This window comes from uncultured Agrobacterium sp. (genome assembly GCA_913777615.1).
Taxonomy (GTDB): domain Bacteria; phylum Pseudomonadota; class Alphaproteobacteria; order Rhizobiales; family Rhizobiaceae; genus Agrobacterium.
The window spans coordinates 20558-39078 of record CAJYTK010000005.1; the positions used below are offsets into that span (position 1 = coordinate 20558).

14 protein-coding genes and 1 tRNA gene are annotated in these 18521 nt (G+C 58.4%); 8 read left to right on the forward strand and 7 right to left on the reverse strand.

All coding sequences use genetic code 11. The features are described from left to right. Nucleotides 1-62 precede the first annotated feature (62 nt). The 4 genes from QZ862_RS03860 to QZ862_RS03875 all read left to right on the forward strand — a co-directional run bounded on the left by QZ862_RS03860 (nt 63) and on the right by QZ862_RS03875 (nt 4389). Nucleotides 63-536 carry an NUDIX hydrolase gene (locus tag QZ862_RS03860; protein WP_296016928.1) on the forward strand — a complete coding sequence of 158 codons (474 nt, stop codon included), beginning with the start codon at nt 63-65 and terminating at the stop codon, nt 534-536. 59 nt (nt 537-595) lie between these two features. Beyond that, nucleotides 596-2104, forward strand: coding sequence for an inorganic phosphate transporter (locus QZ862_RS03865; RefSeq protein WP_296039026.1), 1509 nt, complete (start codon nt 596-598; stop codon nt 2102-2104). Nucleotides 2105-2137: 33 nt separating this feature from the next. After that, nucleotides 2138-2875 (forward strand): 16S rRNA (uracil(1498)-N(3))-methyltransferase, encoded by a 738-nt coding sequence (locus QZ862_RS03870; RefSeq protein ID WP_296074950.1) that lies wholly within the window; start codon nt 2138-2140, stop codon nt 2873-2875. A 140-nt stretch (nt 2876-3015) separates the two neighbouring features. Next, entirely contained in the window at nt 3016-4389 is a 1374-nt protein-coding gene (locus QZ862_RS03875; protein ID WP_296097661.1) for a glutamate--cysteine ligase, read from the forward strand. Between the two features lie 154 nt (nt 4390-4543). Here the strand turns inward: QZ862_RS03875 and QZ862_RS03880 are convergent, their stop codons facing one another. Next, nucleotides 4544-4840 carry a DUF1127 domain-containing protein gene (locus QZ862_RS03880; protein WP_296097662.1) on the reverse strand — a complete coding sequence of 99 codons (297 nt, stop codon included), beginning with the start codon at nt 4838-4840 and terminating at the stop codon, nt 4544-4546. A 198-nt stretch (nt 4841-5038) separates the two neighbouring features. Between QZ862_RS03880 and QZ862_RS03885 the strand changes: the two genes are divergently transcribed. Further along, on the forward strand, nt 5039-5989 hold the full coding sequence (locus QZ862_RS03885; protein WP_296074942.1) for a LysR substrate-binding domain-containing protein: 951 nt from the start codon (nt 5039-5041) through the stop codon (nt 5987-5989). Between the two features lie 73 nt (nt 5990-6062). Then, nucleotides 6063-6950: a hydrogen peroxide-inducible genes activator gene (locus QZ862_RS03890; RefSeq protein ID WP_296074939.1), complete on the forward strand. Its 888-nt coding sequence runs from the start codon at nt 6063-6065 to the stop codon at nt 6948-6950. Between the two features lie 11 nt (nt 6951-6961). On the opposite strand, the gene QZ862_RS03895 is transcribed toward QZ862_RS03890, so the two are convergent. The 3 genes from QZ862_RS03895 to QZ862_RS03905 all read right to left on the reverse strand — a co-directional run bounded on the left by QZ862_RS03895 (nt 6962) and on the right by QZ862_RS03905 (nt 10192). Next, nucleotides 6962-7363 (reverse strand): MAPEG family protein, encoded by a 402-nt coding sequence (locus QZ862_RS03895; RefSeq protein WP_296097754.1) that lies wholly within the window; start codon nt 7361-7363, stop codon nt 6962-6964. A gap of 108 nt (nt 7364-7471) precedes the next feature. Continuing rightward, complete coding sequence (guaB, locus tag QZ862_RS03900) at nt 7472-8977, reverse strand: IMP dehydrogenase (protein WP_296015641.1); 1506 nt, start codon at nt 8975-8977, stop codon at nt 7472-7474. 219 nt (nt 8978-9196) lie between these two features. Further along, the gene (locus QZ862_RS03905) at nt 9197-10192 is read right to left on the reverse strand and encodes an MBL fold metallo-hydrolase (protein WP_296097665.1); all 996 of its coding nucleotides are present in this window, start codon (nt 10190-10192) and stop codon (nt 9197-9199) included. Between the two features lie 194 nt (nt 10193-10386). Between QZ862_RS03905 and QZ862_RS03910 the strand changes: the two genes are divergently transcribed. Beyond that, nucleotides 10387-11784, forward strand: coding sequence for an MFS transporter (locus QZ862_RS03910; RefSeq protein ID WP_296097667.1), 1398 nt, complete (start codon nt 10387-10389; stop codon nt 11782-11784). Nucleotides 11785-11786: 2 nt separating this feature from the next. Here QZ862_RS03910 and QZ862_RS03915 read toward each other — a convergent pair whose 3' ends face one another. The 3 genes from QZ862_RS03915 to QZ862_RS03925 form a co-directional block, all read right to left on the reverse strand. Next, nucleotides 11787-12509 carry an RlmE family RNA methyltransferase gene (locus QZ862_RS03915; RefSeq protein WP_296015647.1) on the reverse strand — a complete coding sequence of 241 codons (723 nt, stop codon included), beginning with the start codon at nt 12507-12509 and terminating at the stop codon, nt 11787-11789. A 1-nt stretch (nt 12510) separates the two neighbouring features. Continuing rightward, nucleotides 12511-14058 (reverse strand): Ppx/GppA phosphatase family protein, encoded by a 1548-nt coding sequence (locus QZ862_RS03920; protein ID WP_296097669.1) that lies wholly within the window; start codon nt 14056-14058, stop codon nt 12511-12513. A 223-nt stretch (nt 14059-14281) separates the two neighbouring features. Beyond that, a tRNA-His gene (locus QZ862_RS03925) sits at nt 14282-14358 on the reverse strand. A 313-nt stretch (nt 14359-14671) separates the two neighbouring features. On the opposite strand from QZ862_RS03925, the gene QZ862_RS03930 reads away from it, so the two are divergent. Then, the gene (locus tag QZ862_RS03930) at nt 14672-18469 is read left to right on the forward strand and encodes an ATP-binding protein (RefSeq protein WP_296097671.1); all 3798 of its coding nucleotides are present in this window, start codon (nt 14672-14674) and stop codon (nt 18467-18469) included. Nucleotides 18470-18521 lie beyond the last annotated feature (52 nt).

Here is an 18521-nt window from a genome sequence, read left to right on the forward strand (position 1 = left end):
TTCTTCGAAAGGAATACTTAGCGTTGAAGCTCCTGAGCCGATTGGCCAAAGATGTCAGCTTGATGCTGCGTCGTCCCCCACGCCAGCAATATGGCGCCATCTGCCACCGCCGTAACAAACACAATGGCGATGTGGAGGTGCTGTTGCTGACCAGCCGGGACACAGGTCGGTGGGTTATCCCCAAGGGTTGGCCAATGCAGGGCAAGAAGGCTCATGCAGTTGCCGAGCGCGAGGCCTTCGAAGAGGCTGGCGTCCGGGGCAACACACAGAAAGAGCCTTTCGGATTTTTCCACTATGAGAAGAAGCTGAAAAACGGTGTGAAGGTTACCTGTCTTGTTCAGGTTCACCTTCTGGAAGTGACGGATCTTATCAAAAACTTTCCCGAGAAGGAAAGCCGGACACTCGAGTGGGTTTCGCCTGAGGAGGCGCAAAAGCGGGTCAACGAGACCGAGCTGAAGCAGCTTTTCGTCGTATTTGGCAAACAGATGGCTCGGGGAACGCCGTCGGCCCTGCAACACGCTGTCGGCTCTCAATGACGACGATGTGGTGCCACTACGACAGGCACTCGCGACCATTGGCGCCATAGAGCGTTTCCATGGCGCAATCACCTGAAAATCGCAAAAAACCAACGCTCGACAAGGATCTCGACAAGATGACCCGCGTCGAGGAGGCGGTTAATCATCTTGGCCAGCGATTGGTAGCACCGGGCGCTGCACTTCTGTTCCTGGTCGTGACCGCGCTGGTCGCCAGTTCCTATGCCGGCAGTACGCCAGGCGCGGTCATCACGCTCGCCGCAGCCATCATCGGCGCCTATATGGCGATGAATATCGGCGCCAAGGACGTTGCCAACAATGTGGGACCGGCCGTCGGCTCAAAGGCACTGCCGCTGACCGCTGCTCTTATCATTGCCGCAATCTGTGAAATCTTCGGTGCGCTCGTCACCGGTGGTAATGTTGTCGAGACGATTGCCAGCGGCATCGTCGATGTCAGAACCGTACCAGACCCGCATGTCTTTGCCTGGGCGATGCTCGGAGCCATCCTAGCAGCCGCTCTTTTGGTCAATATTTCCAACCTGCTCAAGGCGCCAATTTCTACCACGCACAGCATCGTTGGCGCGGTGGCAGGTGCCGGCACCGCAGCCTTCGGCATTGGTGCGGTGGACTGGACGTCGCTGCTCGGCATTGCGCTGACCTGGGTGCTCACCCCATTTATCAGCGCCTTCTTTGCCATCGCTCTCCTCGCATTCATCAAGGAGTTCATCATCTATCGCGATGACAAGATCGCCGCAGCCCGCAAATGGGTACCGGTGCTGCTTGGCGTGATGGGAGGAGTGATGACCTCATATCTGATGCGCTTCGGGCTGCATCGGGTCATCGATGTTCCAACCGGCGTATCGCTCGCAGCAGGCTTCGCCGTTGGCCTCATCGGCTGGCGCCTTTGTATTCCGCTCATCCGCAACCAATCCGAGGGTCTGGAAAATCGCAATCAATCGCTTCGCACGCTGTTTCAATGGCCGCTGATTTTCGCAGCAGCACTTATGTCCTTCGGTCACGGCGCCAATGATGTCTCCAACGCTATCGGGCCAGTGGTCGCTATCGTGCGTGCGGATTATGGCAACCTCACCGAGGTTTTTGCACCGGCACCGCAATGGGTCATGCTGATTGGTGCTTTCGGGCTGTCCTGCGGCATCCTGCTGTTTGGACCGCGCCTGATCAGGCTCGTCGGCGAGCAGATCACCAAGCTCAACCCGATGCGTGCCTTCTGCGTGTCCACCTCGACGGCACTCACCGTTCTCACAGCCTCGCATTTCGGCATGCCGGTCAGCACAACGCATACTGCAATTGGCGCTGTCTTCGGGGTCGGCTTCTTTCGCGAGTGGTATACGCAGCAGGGCCGAAAGCAACAGGAAGCGCTGCGAAAGAGCCTTGCGCCAGCCAATTCTTCCGCGGACGAACCAGACGAAAACACCTCGGAGACGCGGCGGCGTTATCTTGTCCGCCGGTCGCATTTTATGACGATCATCGCCGCCTGGGTCGTAACGCTGCCAGCAAGTGCGGCCTTGGCAGCAACGCTCTACGCAATCATGCATCTTCTGTTTATATGAGCGGACAGATCATCAACCTATCGAAGTACCAACATGCGCGCCAATTTCAGAATGCAGCGGCTTTTCGTCAGCCAGTCCTTGCGGCTCGGCGAGCCCGTGGAAGCAGACAGCTACCAGTTCAACTACCTCGCTAATGTACTGCGCATGGGCGATGGCTCAGAAATCCTCCTCTTCAACGGTCGCGATGGAGAATGGAAGGCCAGCCTGTCATTCCCAACGCGCAAGAAGATCGTGCTGAGACCTTTCGAAGAGACACGGCCTCAGCCGGAAACACCCGACCTGCATTATATCTTTGCGCCGCTGAAGACCGGACGCATGGACTATCTCGTGCAGAAAGCGGTGGAAATGGGTGCCGGCGTTCTGAGGCCGGTTTTCACTCAGCATGTACAGGGCAAGATCACCAATCTCGACAAGCTCAGGGCAAACGTCATCGAAGCTGCGGAACAATGCGGTATTCTGGCCGTGCCGGAGGTCGAAGAACCTGTCCGGCTGAAAGACCTGCTTGAAAGCTGGTCGCCTCACCGCCGTATCATCTATTGCGATGAAGGCGATACCGGGCAAAATCCCCTGCCCGCGCTTCGAGCGATCAACGAAAAGCAACTGGCCCTTCTCGTCGGACCGGAGGGCGGCTTTTCAGAGGAGGAAAGGCAGTTGCTGCGCAGCAAGGCCTGGGTGACGCCCATACCACTCGGACCCCGCATATTGCGGGCCGATACGGCAGCGGTCGCAGCGCTTGCAGTCATTCAGGCAAGCATCGGCGACTGGGAATAATCCAGCGGAAGATGTCGCGCTCGTACAAATTTCCGGCATGAATTCATGCTTAAAAGAAATTCATTTGCTTGCACCGTGGCGGCACCCTATCAGCGATGGCAACATCGCTGCGCAGGCGGCAAAGACAACAAGGTAATTTCATGGCCCGCGACACCACTGACCAGACGCCGATTTCCTCCGTACAGGAACTGACAGACTATCTGGCCGAAGGCTGCAAGCCGAAAGAGAAATTCCGGATCGGTACGGAGCACGAGAAGTTTGCCTTTTTCCGTGATGGCAACAAGCCAGTACCCTATTTCGGTGAGGCCAGCATCTCCGCACTGCTGAAGGGCATGCAGGAAAAGCTCGGCTGGGAGCCGATCATGGATGGGCACAATATCATCGGCCTTGGCGAACCGAGCGGCATGGGCGCAATTTCCATCGAGCCCGGCGGCCAGTTCGAGCTGTCCGGCGCGCCGTTGGAAAATCTGCACGAGACCTGTCGGGAATCCAACCAGCACCTGGCGACCTTGCGCGAGATCGCCGAACCGATGGGCATTCGATTCCTCGGCGTGGGCGGCAGCCCGCTCTGGACATATGGTGAAACACCGCAGATGCCGAAGTCGCGCTATGCGATCATGACCAACTACATGCCCAAGGTCGGCACCAAGGGTCTGGACATGATGTACCGGACCTGCACCATCCAGGTTAATTTGGACTTCTCCTCGGAAGAGGACATGCGCCGCAAGATGCGCGTTTCGATGAAGCTTCAGCCACTTGCAACCGCGCTTTTTGCCTCGTCGCCCTTTACCGAAGGCAAGCCGAACGGGCTGCTCTCCTGGCGCGGCGATATCTGGCGCGACACCGACAACCAGCGTTCCGGCGTTCTTCCTTTCACGTTCAAGCCGGATTTCGGCTTCAAGGACTATGTCGAATGGGCGCTGGACGTGCCGATGTACTTCATCGTGCGCGACGGCAAATATCGCGACTGTACCGACATCACCTTCCGCCAGTTCATGGCGGGCGCGCTGAAGGGTGTGATTGCCGACTGGGAACCCAATCTGGGTGACTGGACGAACCATCTCTCCACGCTGTTCCCGGACGTGCGTCTCAAGCGTTTCCTCGAAATGCGCGGCGCCGATGGCGGTCCATGGCGGCGCATCTGTGCGCTGCCGGCCTTCTGGGTCGGCCTCCTCTACGACGACGATGCTTTGGCTGCAGCCGACCAGTTCACCGCGGACTGGAAAGTGGATGATGTGATCGCGCTTCGCGATGCCGTTCCAACGGCAGGCCTGAAGGCGACGATCGCGGGACGCGACCTGCTGGACGTGGCACGCGACGTTGTAGCGATATCCCGCAAGGGCTTGCAAAGCCGGGCGCGACTGAACCGTGATGGACAGGATGAAAGCGTCTTCCTCTCACCGCTGGAAGAGGTTCTTGCCAAAAAGGCGACGCTCGCAGACGACATGCTGGCGCTCTACCATGGCCGCTGGCAGCAGTCGGTTCTGCCCGTATTCGAAGACTATCAGTATTAAGTGCGCTGCCCTCACGGGCAGCGGCGCGACATTCACGATCCGGACGAAAAAAAGCCCGGTGCGGCTTGGGACCTGACACCGGGCAAAGGCAGGGCTATTGGCAATCACCCTGCGGGGAAACTTGATGCCGGGATCCCGTTCTCGGCATGGGACGTCACGGCTTGCGAAGCCGCGTAAATCGCGTACCTGAATGGGTCCTGGCCGCCCGCGCCAGATGCATACTTGGATCATCTAGAAAGCCGGCCTCCAGCGCGCTCACCACATCGCCACTAGTCAGTCCGATATCTGTGAGCTGCTGATCGGTCATGTCCGTCAGCTTGTTCACGGCCATACGGTTCATGATGGAACGCGCGAGTTTCGCCACGCGATTGAGAGCCACGTTCCAACGCGTCTCAATCGAGACTCCGGGGGCGACAATCTGCAATTCCATTTTCCGTTCTGCCGTGCGCATGACAAGGTCCTTCCGATTGGGCACGTAAATATATTGCTTCATGCTCTCGCACGAAGACACTGGTGAGGTTGAGGCCGCCGCTCGAAAGCGTTGACCGGGTTGATCGGATGTCTTGAGCGTCAAAATGTCGCAAGTCTATTGATCAGTCCAACGAATGTTTCTAATGTCAGATATCAATTGCTCTTATGGATGGCCGCTTTGACCGCTCCGCTCGATATTGACCAGCTTCATACGTTCATCGCCATTGTTGATACGGGCAGCTTCACCAAGGCTGCGGACAGGGTATTCAAGACACAATCGGCAGTCTCGATGCAGATGCGAAGGCTCGAAGAGCGGCTAGGCAAGCAGCTTTTCGCCAAGGACGGGCGTGGCAACAGGCTGACGGCGGAGGGTGAGAAGCTGATGCATTATGCTCGCCGTATTATCCGCCTTAACAACGAGGCGGTTGCAGCCTTCGATGACAACCGGCTGGAAGGGACGTTACGCATTGGCACGCCTGATGATTATGCCGACCGCTACATGCCCGAGATCATAGGACGCTTTGCCAAGACGCATCCGAATGTCGAGCTCTACATCGTTTGCGAGCCGTCGATCAGCCTTGCGGAGAAGATGGCGCGAGGCGAACTCGACATCGCGCTGGTGACGCATAATCCACGGACGCGAGTATCGGATATCGTACGTACCGAGCCTCTTTGCTGGGTCACGTCGGCAAACCATCCCTTGCGCGATGATGCGCCCGTGCCGCTCGCTGTCGGGCGACGCGATTGCCACTGGCGGCAGCTTGCCTGCTCGGCTCTCGATGCTGATGGCCGGGATTATCAAGTCCTGTTCACCAGTTGGTCTTCCACCGTGATTGCCGCTGCCGTCCTTGCCGGCATGGCGGTCTCGGTTTTGCCGGAATCAACACTTCGAACGGGCATGCGGGTGCTGACGTCGGCCGATGGCTTTCCGCCTCTGCCGCCGGTACAGATCGGCCTGATGAAGCGTCCCGGGCTGTCGCCCTCGCTCATCAATGCCATCACCGATCACATCACTGCGTGCCTCGACAATATCACGCTCAGCCCTCTCCCTGAGGAGTTGGACTCACGCGTGAAGATGCTGCCCGGTATGCAAAAGCTCAAATCCACCTACGTCGCACCGGGCTGGTAAGCTCTCGCGCCTCTTTCTTGGTTGATAATTCCAGCTTTCGAAGATGAGCTTTTATTGATAGGAAACTCCTATCATGCTTACGCTTAGACAGATGCGATATTTCGACTGCCTCGCACGCACCCTGCATTTCGGCAAGGCGGCGGCCGAAGCCCATATCAGCCAGCCGGCGCTTTCCGTGCAGATCATGGATATGGAGGAGCATCTCGGTGTCAAACTTGTGGAGCGCAGTCGCGGCGATATCACCATCACCCCCAAAGGCGACGAGGTCTTGCAGCACGTGCGGGCCATTCTTCTGGAGGTGGAACGGCTGGAAGAAGCGGCGCGAAAAACCTCAGGCGCCCTGGAAGGATTGGTTCGAATTGGGATCATTCCTACCATAGCGCCCTATCTCGTGCCGAAACTCGTACCGCATCTTCGCGCGCATCATTCCCTGATCGAGATCGAACTGAAGGAGACCGTCACCGACCGTCTTTTATCGGATCTTTCCGCTCGCAAGCTCGATGCGGTGATTGCCGCAATTCCGGTGGAAGGGGAAGGGCTGGAGACGTGTCACCTGTTCACCGATCGCTTCTTCATGGCGACAGCAAAGAGCGACGACAAGGTTCTTGTCTCCCCCGTCAATGAGGGACAGGTCGACATGGACCGGCTGCTGCTGCTGGAGGAAGGGCACTGCCTTCGCGATCAGGCACTGGCGGTCTGCGGCACCGCGGGCAAGCGCAGCCTCGTCAACTACGGCGCAACCTCGATGGCGACATTGCTGCAGATGGTGTCGCATGACATGGGAATGACGCTGATTCCGGAAATTGCCATTCCCACGGAGACGATGCGAAACAATCTCCGCATCGTTCCCTTTGCCGATCCGGCCCCAGCAAGGGAGATCGGCCTTGTCTGGCGCATGGCGAGCGGACGCAAAGGCGACATCGCCGCTCTTGCCGATGCCATCAGGCAATCTATCCGCTAGGCTCGCAATTCCTACTCTAGCGCGAGCCAGATGAAGAGCCATCCCCACATCAGAAGCAATGCCACGAAACCTGTGATGAAGGCCGGACCGCGGTAGCGCAGACGGTTGCTGGTGACGTGGATGTAGGAATGGAAAATGCGCGACAGAACGAAAATCCAGGCGAGCACGATGGTAACGATATTGTCCGCATCCGTGATATAGAGCAGCAGGCACGCCGCGTGGAAGAGCATCGGCAGCTCGAACTGGTTGGCAATGTTCTTGTTGACCAGCTTGCTTTCCGGCGCCTCCTCGCCCGCATCACGGAAACGGCGCACGGCGTCGCCATCGACAAAGGTAAATTTCTTGCGGCGATATGCCAGCAGCCCATAGAGCCAGAACACCAGAAATGCGTGAGCGATCATTGGCCAGAACATGGCAGTCGTGGGCGACATACTTCTTCTCCTATCAACAAAGACGCTCTCCAAACGGCGTTTGGAGAGCGTTCAAATCATCTCAGGCTTTTACCTGAAGCAGGCAGCAGATCAAACGGCACCCGGGTAGTTCGGGCTTTCGCGGGTGATGGTCACATCATGCGCGTGGCTTTCACGCAGGCCGGCGCCGGAGATGCGCACGAAAGTGGCGCGCTCCTGGAAATCCTTGATTGTGCCACCGCCGACATAGCCCATCGCCGCCTTCAGGCCACCGGCCAGCTGGTGCAGAACGCCGGAGACCGGACCCTTGTAAGGAACCTGGCCTTCGATGCCCTCCGGCACGAGCTTCAGCGTATCACGCACTTCTGCCTGGAAGTAACGGTCTGCCGAACCACGCGCCATGGCACCGACGGAACCCATGCCACGATAGGCCTTGAACGAGCGGCCCTGATATAGGAACACTTCGCCTGGGCTTTCATCCGTACCCGCCAGCAGCGAGCCGATCATCACGGCGGATGCGCCTGCCGCTATTGCCTTGGCAAGGTCGCCGGAGAACTTGATGCCACCATCGGCGATCACCGGAATGTCTGCCGCATGCGCCGCTTCGACGGCGGACATGATGGCCGCCAGTTGCGGAACGCCAACGCCTGCGACGATGCGCGTTGTGCAGATCGAGCCTGGGCCGATACCGACCTTGACGGCATCCGCACCCGCATCGATCAGCGCTTTGGTGCCAGCCGATGTCGCAACGTTGCCGGCGATGACGCGAACCGAGTTCGACATCTTCTTGACGTGGCTCACCGCATCGAGAACGCGCTGCGAGTGACCATGCGCCGTGTCGACCACGAGAACGTCAACGCCTACCTCGATCAGACGCTCGGCGCGCTCGATGGCATCGTCACCGACGCTGATGGCTGCTGCGGCACGAAGGCGGCCCTGCGCATCCTTCGTGGCATTTGGGTTCAACTGCGACTTCTCGATATCCTTGACGGTGATGAGGCCAACGCAGTTGCCCTTGCCGTCCACCACAAGCAGCTTTTCGATGCGGTGCTTGTGCAGAAGGCGGCGAGCTTCCTGCTGGTCGACGCTGCTTTCCTTGACGGTGACCAGGTTTTCGCGCGTCATCAATTCGTAAATCTTCTGCGCAGGGTCGGAAGCAAAACGCACGTCGCGGTTGGTCAGGATGCCGACGAGACGACCAATCTTATGGCCGCCGCTGCCACCATTTTCCACGACCGGAATGCCGGAAATGCCGTGTGCCTTCATCAGCAACTGGGCTTCAGCCAGCGTTGCATCCGGGCCGATGGTCACGGGATTTACGACCATGCCGCTTTCGAACTTTTTAACCTGACGAACTTCTTCGGCCTGTTCGATCGGGGTCAGGTTACGATGAATGACGCCAATGCCGCCGGCTTGCGCCATGGCGATCGCCAGGCGGCTTTCGGTGACCGTGTCCATCGCGGAAGATAGAATGGGAAGGTTGAGCTCGATATCGTGCGCAATGCGGGTCGCGATATTCGTCTGGCCGGGCATGACTTCGGAGTGCCCCGGCTGGAGGAGAACGTCATCGAACGTCAGCGCGTCGAGACCAGTGGGAGTTTCAATGATGCGTGCCATGGCCAAATTCCTTCAGTATGAAATGCATGGCCGATCCGGAACGAATTTTCACCCCGACGGTCCTGCAAAGGATTGCTTGGAAGTTGGCGAGGGCTGGTAACACGGTTATGACGGGAAGGGAATAGAGAAAACCGGGAAACATGTGCGATGCACCATGTTGCCGATAAGCCGCAGCTTTATCGACCGCGGCTTAGGATGTCTCTCAGCTGCGTCTGCCGATCAGATGTCGAACTGGTAGGATTTGGGCACGAACCTGTATCCAGTCTCGAGCTTCTCTGCATAGCCGACAGACGGGAACGGCATGTGATAGCCGAGGAACGGGACGCGATCGGTCGACACCATATCGAAGACTTTCTTGCGGGTCGCCGCAGCGGCGGCTTTATCCATATCGAAGCGGACTTCCCAATCTGGCCGCTGAAGCGACAGGACAAAGTGGTTTGCCGTGTCAGCCGTCAGGATCAGCCGCTTGCTGCCGGATTCCACGTTGAAAATCATATGGCCCGGCGAGTGGCCAAAGGCTGCGATGGCGGTGATGCCAGGAACCACCTCAGCGCCGTCATCGATGAATGTCGCCTTTTCCGCCAGCGGCTTCACGTTAGCGAGGACCGCCTTGTGACCACTTTCAGCGGGCGTGCCGGCACGCTTTTCATCCGTCCAGAAATCATACTCTTTCTGGCCGAAGACATAACGGGCCTTCGGAAAGGCTGGCTTGCCCTTCTCCATCAGTCCGCCGATGTGATCTCCGTGCATGTGGGTCAGGACCACGACGGTGACGTCGTCCGGCGTATATCCCGCAGCAGCAAGACCCTCGAGCAGACGGCCATTGCCGGCTTCGCGGCCCTGTTCGCCGAAGCCGGTATCGAAGAGCACAAGGTCCTTGCCCGTATTGATCATGGCAGGAGAAAAGCTGTTGACGAACTGGTCGGTGGGCAGGAAATTCTTTTCCAGCAACTCCGCTACAGTTTCCGGGCTCTGGTTCGTTCCGAATGTTTCACCCGGCTTGCCGGAAGGACGAGCACCATCCTTGACAACCAGAACTTCAAATTCTCCCAGCTTGAAACGGTTGGTTTCCGGCGGCATCGCGTGATTGATCTCCATAGATGTCTGGGGCTGTGAAGTCTGAGCAACCGCTGCTCCGCTCAATACGAACGGCGCGACGGCGCCCGCCCCTGCCGTTCCCAGAAGTGTGCGTCGGCTGATATTCATCCTGTCCATCGTGAAAGTCTCCGCTTGTGGGGTCCAAGGAGCTTAACGAGCGTCTAGGTATTTCGGTTCAGTGGCAAGCTCTCACAGCCTCGTGAAGGCGGTAGCGTGCCAATCCTTGCCAAATGTTTAGTTGGCAAGTCGAGATACCAGGAGTAGTAAGTGGTTCGAACTTTTGCCGGTGCGGGGTGGGCCGCAATCAAGCCATGAACAGAATCATTCCGCTAATCCTTGCCGTCGCCCTTTTCATGGAGCAGATGGATTCCACTGTCATTGCGACCTCACTGCCTGCAATTGCCAAGGATCTGAATGTCGGCCCCATCACGCTGAAGCTCGCACTGACCGCTTATATGGTTTCGCTTGCTATTTTCATTCCCATCAGCGGGTGGATGGCCGACAAGTTCGGCGCAAAGAAGATTTTCCGTTTTGCCATCGCAATCTTCGTGGTCGGCTCGATCTGTTGTGCGGTCTCAGGCTCTGTCGTCGAATTCGTCGTATCACGTTTCCTGCAAGGCATGGGCGGCGCGATGATGACGCCGGTCGGTCGTCTCGTTCTGCTGCGAACCACCAAGCGCACCGATCTCGTTTCCGCCATGGCGCTTCTGACCATTCCGGGTCTAGTCGGCCCGCTAACGGGACCACCCGTCGGTGGCTTCATCACCACGTACTTTTCTTGGCACTGGATTTTCCTGATCAATGTCCCGATCGGCATTATCGGAATCTGGCTTGCGACGATCTACCTGCCGGAAATCGAAACTACCAATCCGCCACCGATGGATATCGCCGGCTTCGTGCTGTCCGGCCTTGCGGCCTCCGGGGTTGTGTTCGGCCTTTCTGTGGTCAGCCTCCCCGCTCTGCCGCCCTTTGTGGGCATTGCCTCCATCATCATCGGCTTCGTCTGCGGCGCGCTTTATGTTCGCCATGCAAAAATCCATCCCGCGCCGATCCTGGATTTCAAGATCTTTCGCAACGCCACATTCAGAACCGCCTCGATCAGCGGCACAGTGTTTCGCATTTCGACCGGGGCTATCCCGTTCCTGATGCCGCTGATGTTGCAGATCGGGTTTGGCCTTAACCCGTTTCAATCGGGCATGATCACCTTCGCGGGCGCCATCGGCGCGATCACCACCAAGTTCATGGCACGGCGTGTTTTCGCCGCAACCGGCTTCAAGGGAACCCTGCTCAGCGCTGGCATCGTCGGCGCCTGTACAACGCTTGCCAACAGCTTTTTCACGCCCGAGACGCCTTATTCGCTGATCATGATCTGTCTGGTAACAGCAGGTTTTGCTCGGTCGTTCTTCTTCACTGGCACCAATGCGCTCAGCTATTCCGATATCGACGATCGTCAAGCCAGCCAAGCGACATCGATGGCGTCCGTGTTGCAACAGATCAGCCTGGCGCTTGGCGTAGCCTTTGCGGCATCGATCCTTGAGGTCAGTGCCTACTTCTCAGGTCGCCACCTCGAGCTTGCCAACTTCCATCTGGCATTCATGGTTGTCGCGCTGGTATCGCTGTTTGCCACACTGCCGCTTATGGCGATGGATAAAGGGGCGGGCTCTGAAGTGTCAGGCCACAGACGCAAAGTCTCACAGCCTGCAGAATAATTCTAAGCGTCCGTCGCCTCTGACGTGACCGTCTTGCGGCCCTTGAAGTGCTTGGCGAGCAGAAACATCTCCACCGATTCGGACCGCGACGAGGCGGGCTTGATGTGGATGACCTGCTTGAAGTTCTGCTTCAGCATATCGAGCAGCTGCTTCTCCGTGCCGCCCTGAAAGGTCTTGGCAAGAAAATGCCCGCCTTCGGCCAGAACCTGAACGGCGAAATCGGCTGCGACCTCGCACAGATGCATGGTGCGGATGTGGTCGGTCTTCTGGTGGCCGGTGGTGGGCGCTGCCATATCGGAAAGCACGAGATCTGGCGTGCCGCCGACGGCTTCCATCAAAAGCTCCGGTGCTTTCGGATCGAGGAAGTCGAGTTGCAGAATCTTTACGCCAGGTATGGGATCGAGTTCCAGAAAGTCGATCGCGGCAACACGGATATCATCCTCGGTGGAATCAGTCACCTTGGCAGCGATCTGCGACCAGCTGCCCGGCGCTGCACCCAGATCGATGATGCGACGCGCATCCTTCAGGATCTGATGCTTATCGTTGATTTCCAACAGCTTGAAAGCCGCGCGCGCGCGGTAGCCTTCAAGCTTGGCGCGCTGTACGTAAGGGTCATTGATATGACGCTCCAGCCAGCGGCGAGACGAGGCCTTCAGCTTCGTCTTCTTCACCTTCTGGCCGATCTTGCGTCCGGTACGATTGGTGCTCGTGGGCGCCTTGCTCATATCAACCCTTCCGCTCTGTTTTGCCATGCGTCTGTATACGGCGTAACCTGTTACGGCGCCATGCGCCATCATCTGCCATCATATCGGTCAACAGGCCTTCGCGCAGCCCGCGATCTGCAACCCGCATGCGCCGGGCGGGCCAGCGTCTGCGGATCGCTTCCAGGATTGCGCAACCGGCCAGAACGAGGTCTGCACGATCCGGCCCGATGCAGGCATTGGCAGCGCGACCGGCGAAGTCCCAGGCCAAGAGTTTTTCCTGCATGGCCGTGACTTCGGCATCGGATAGCCACAGCCCATCGACCTTGCGGCGGTCGTAACGCGGCAAGTCGAGGTGAACACCGGCAAGCGTCGTCACCGTGCCGGACGTACCGATCAGATGGAAGTCATCAGGCGTCGACTGATCTGAAAGCGGCGGGCAGTGAAATGCGCCGAGCAGTCCTTCGACTTCCGTTACCATCGCCTCAAAGACCTGAGGGGTCACATCGCGACCACCATGGCGCTCCGAGAGCGTCACCACGCCGACCGGCAATGAGGTCCAGTGGGTGATGTGGTTGGCAAGCCGGTTCGAGCGGTTTTCGTTCAACCGAATGACGGCTATTTCCGACGAGCCGCCGCCAATATCGAACAGGACGACGGAGCGGGCTTCACGTCCCACCAGGGAAGAGCAGCCGGAGACGGCAAGGCGCGCTTCCGTCTCACGGCTGATAATTTCGAGGTTGAGGCCTGTCTCACGCGTGACACGTTCGAGAAACTCTTCGCCATTCGTCGCCGCACGGCAGGCTTCGGTGGCAATCAGCCGCATGCGACGGATGGGCCGTCCGGCAAGCTTTGACGCGCAGACCTTCAAGGCTTCAACAGCCCGATCCATCGCGTCATCGGAAAGGCGACCGGTGGAAACCAGCCCTTCCCCGAGGCGAACGATCCTCGAAAAAGCATCGACCACGCGGAACTGGCCCGGGCGTGTCGGCTGCGCAATCAGAAGGCGGCAGTTGTTGGTGCCAAGATCGAGCGCGGCATACATATCCGCGCTGGGTTCGAAGGCCTCGCGTCCGCCCGCATGCCGCGAATGCGCAAAGCCTGTGTGCTCGACTGCCACCGCTGCACCATTAGCGCCTGCGCCATTCTGCTTCGCAACAGGCCGGGGCGCCTGGCTCGGCACCAGTGGCCTTCCCTGCGGATCACGATGCGGGCGCTTGCGATTGCGCGATTTTTTCTTTCCGGATGGAAACTGGTCGGTACGCGACGATAGGTCCGGCTTCAAACCGTCTGCCGCAATGCCTGGATGTGCTTTCTGAGCGCCCTGCCCGCCGGAACGCCGGCGGCGTTTGCGTTTGCCCGGCTCCGTTCCAGGCTCGATACCGCCTGGTGGTGGAGCATCCTGACGGGAGTCGGCAATATGCAGCTGCGGCAAAGCAGACGCGGAACGGTTCTTGCCGCCTCGCTTGCCCTTGCCACGACGGGAACGCTTCGCTTTCCCTTTTTCTGCCACCGACCCCCCTGGTTCCGACGGCTTTGAGCCGTTGCCGGGGTCAATCACTGTTTTTTCCACTCCGCCGCGCAAAAGCCCGAAGGCATGCCGCTGGCGTTCATAAGGTTACGTTGGAGAGACCTTACCAGTATGTGACATTCTAGCCAACCGATTTTTGGTCGCGCGCAAAATCGTGCATGTCATTTCGGACAAGGATGAACAGTCTGCAGGGGATAGATCAAAAAGAAAAATTCTCTTCTCCCCGCAAGTCGGTGTGACGAAATGACTAACGGGGAGAAGAGAATGGTACGGTTGAGTGGGGTCGAACCACCGACCTCAGGTGCCACAAACCTGCGCTCTAACCAACTGAGCTACAACCGCACAAGAGACGCTTTCGCGTTACGGGGCTCACATACGGGGAGTTTTTCCCTTTTGCAAGTCCTTCTCTAATTTTTGCGAAAAAACCCATGGAAAGCAAGTCTGTTTTCCCGGGTTGGGCCATCACCCGTAACGGTGGAGCTCCGGTCCATGTGATATTAACTCTATTTCCCAATTCCCAGCGGCGATTATGGACCCAGCGGCCCTGTGAAGTTATTTAAGATTCTGTTAACGTCACGCCGATGCAGGCTGTGTTGTGCCTCATGAGGAGGCCGTGCGGCAGCGAAGGTCACGTAGTGCCAAAGTAGGTTCCGACATGCCCGCCGTTCAGTACCCGTTTATCGACATAGCCGTGCATGAGCGCGTACGGGAAAAGTTCGCCAATGGCGAGGCGCTTGCGCTGTTCTCCATGGACCTCAAAAATGCGCTTTGGGCCAATGGACGCGGTGCTGCTCTTTTCGGCGCAGCGATGATCTATGATTTCATCGAGCATGGGCCGAAGGTGCAGGACGTGGCGTTCCGGCAGGTCGCCGGTGCGGCAAGCAGGCTGCATGCGATCGGTGATCGTCAACAATTCATGATCCGCATTCTATCCGGCTTCCGCAGCGTGGCGGTGTCTGCGGCTCTCGAAGTCATCGAAGTGGGGCCGAAGCAGCCGCTATTGCTGTTTTCGGCCGTGCTGGACCAGTCGATTTCGTCGCTCGAAGATCGCGCGAGACGGATGATCGAGGGTTTCGACGATCCCGATATTCATATGGCGGTGATGGATGATACCGGGGCGACGATCGCTGCCTCGCCCAGGTTCGGCGATCTTGCGATCGCGCCGCAGACCGCCCGAACGCTGATCTCCATGGCGGCGCGCCACGGGAGTAACCTGGTGAAGCGTCCCGTCCCTACCGGCAAGGGATATATGCCCGCAGCGACCGCGCAGTTGACACAGGACCCGGCCCTCAATCTGGTCTTCGTGGTTGAAACCGCGCTCGGCACGCTCGACCCGTCCTCCGATTTTATGGAGGTGCGGCCCGAACCCCAGATCGAGGTTGCCGAAGAGAGAGCGGAAAGAGCGCCAGAACCATCGCCGGAACCATCCCTCGCGCAGCAACTGGCGTTCGAAAGCGTTCTCGATGCAGTCCAGCAGATCGAAGAAACGGACGAAGCGCGGCAGGACGCGGATGATGACGGTATTGCCGACGCGCTTTTTGACGAGGACGACCTGTCGGTTTCACTGGCCTACAAGCAGGATACGGACGAAGAGTTGGAGGTGTCTGAGAGAGCTTCCTCCGCAGACGATGTTGCGACGGTAGACGATGACGAGCGGCAAGTGGCTCCGACACCCGACGAAGGTTCCAGCTACAGCGAGCCTGTCAGTGTCGACGAGGATATGCGGACGCCGGAAGAAGGCTCTTCTCAATCGGAGAATGACAAGGCGGTTGAAGATGTGCCGCCTACGGGTGCGCGGGCCGAAACGCAAGTCGATGACAAAGGTCCGGCGAGCTCTTCGCGCTTCGAGTTTGACCCCAACGGTCGAGCAAGTCGCTTCGTCTGGAAAATCGACGCAGCCGGATGCTTCAGTTCCATTTCGCATGAATTTGCAGAAGCCGTCGGACCGAAGGCGGCTGCCGTCGAAGGCATGAGCTTTTCCGATCTCGCCGCGCTCTTCAATCTTGATCCGGAAGGCAAGATTGCCGAGTTACTGAAGCGTCGCGACACGTGGTCGGGCAAGACGATCTTTTGGCCGGTGGAAGGCACTTCCCTCGCGGTCCCCATCGATCTAGCAGCGCTTCCAACCTATACTCGCACGCGCGAGTTCGATGGCTTCAGAGGATTTGGTATCGTTCGTGTCGCGGATGCGGTCGAAGATCCGCATGCGGCAGGGCTTGCCTTGAGTGGAGAACCCTATCCGGAAGATCAGGAAAGTGAGGAGACCGAGGAGCGCACGGTCGATACGGGTGCATCTGAAACCGTTGAGTCACCAGCTCAGCCTGAAACCGTTCCTTCCTCTTTCGAGAGAGAAGCAGATGACGTTTCGGCTGAAGCGGAAACCGGGCACCCTGTTCAAGCCACGCAGCAGAAGCGTTTTCACCAACCGCCGGAGCATGAGGTTCCGGTGCTGAAAATAGCTGAGACACAGGGCCGGCGCTATTCCGACAAGGTCGTGCGCATCGAGGAGCACCGCAATCGCCGCGATGGTCTGAGTGCCAGCGAAGAGGCAGCGTTTCGTGAAATCGGACGGACCTTGAAGCCCGTCGAGGCTGAGGACGATAAAACTTCTGTTTCCCAAGCGGCAAAGTCGGATTCTCCTCTGAGCGAAAATGCGGTCGAAGCAGCTGTTGACGACGCCGTCGCAGCGTCGCCAGAGGTCGAAGAGCCGCATATCGAGGCGGATGATAACGCGCCCATCGACGTCATTGCCGACGAAGAGGCAGCGACGAAGACCGATGACGATGCGTTCAAGGACTACACGCGCGGCGACGCGCCTCTCGCTTTTACTCATCCGCCAATCGGAAACCGCATGATCGGCAAGGATGGCGACAGCGAGGAAGCGCAGGTCGCGCCAGACAATGAAGAGCAAGGCCATGGCGAAGATGAAGTAGCAGTCGCGCTATCCTCTCGTTTGACGACGGGATTAACGGCCGAAACCGTCGACCAGATGCCGGTTGCTCTTCTCATCCACAGCGGCGATCAGTTGATCCACGCCAATCCGGAATTTCTGCGTCTAACCGGCTATGGAGATGTTGAGGAACTGGCGGCGCTCGGCGGCCTGGATGCGCTTCTTCAGCGGGATGAACTGGAAACGTTTTCCGACCAGAGCGGTGGCATGGTGGCCGTTAGTGCCGAGAACGAACTCATCCCTGTGAGGGCAAAGCTCCAGTCGGTCCGGTGGGAAAACGCCAGCGCCCTGATGCTGTCTCTCATCCCGTTTGAAGGCGCGCGTGATTCCGTCACCCCGCTCGAGGCTTCTGCGCCTGAAGAGGCACATGATGCGGCGCGGATGAAGGGAGAAATCGAGGAGCTTCACTCCATCCTCGAAACGGCGACGGACGGCGTGGTTCTGGTGGGCGAAGACGGCAATATTCGCTCGCTCAACCGCTCTGCCAGCGCCCTCTTCAATTACGACAATGCCGAAATCGCCAACAGGCCATTCGTTACGCTGTTTGCGCATGAAAGCCAGCGCGCCATTTTGGATTATCTTTCTGGCCTTGCCAATAACGGTGTCGCCAGTGTGCTGAATGATGGTCGCGAAGTCATTGGCCGCGAAGCCTCCGGTGGCTTCCTGCCATTGTTTATGACGATCGGTAGGCTCAAATCCACCAACGGATATTGCGCAGTCATCCGCGACATCACGCAATGGAAGCGCACAGAGGAAGACCTGCGCAACGCAAAGCGCGCTGCGGAAACCGCCAATGCGCACAAGACCGATTTCCTGGCCCGCGTCAGCCATGAAATCCGCACACCGTTGAATGCCATCATCGGCTTTGCCGACATGATGGCGACCGAGCGGTTCGGATCGATCGGCAATCCGCGCTATATCGAGTATTCGAACGACATCGTGAGGTCTGGCCGCCACGTCCTCGATATCGTCAACGATCTCCTGGACATCTCCAAGATCGAAGCCGGGCAGATGGATGTGGACTTCAAGGCGGTGGTCCTCAACGAAACCATAGCAGAAGCGGTTTCTCTTGTTCAGCCACAAGCCAACAATCAGCGTGTGATCATCCGCACGGCATTGTCGCAATCGGTACCGCCTGTCGTGGCCGACCTGCGCTCAATCAAGCAGATTCTGCTCAACATCCTGTCGAACGCTATCAAGTTCACGCCGTCCGGCGGCCAGATCGTCGTGTCCACAGCCTATGAGGCAAATGGCAGCGTGGTCCTGCGCGTCCGCGATACAGGCATAGGCATGACGCGCTCGGAACTGGAACACGCCATGAAACCGTTCCGTCAGGTGTCGGCATCCAGCAGCCGGGTGCGCGGCGACGGCACGGGGCTCGGGCTCCCTCTGACAAAAGCGATGGTGGATGCCAATCGCGCCAATTTCGCCATCACCTCGACGCCGAATGAAGGAACTCTGGTGGAAATCAGCTTTCCATCGCAGCGGGTTCTTGCGAATTGACACGGTGAGCGACTAGCAACATCCGTGGTCGACGAATGCACGACCACGGAGG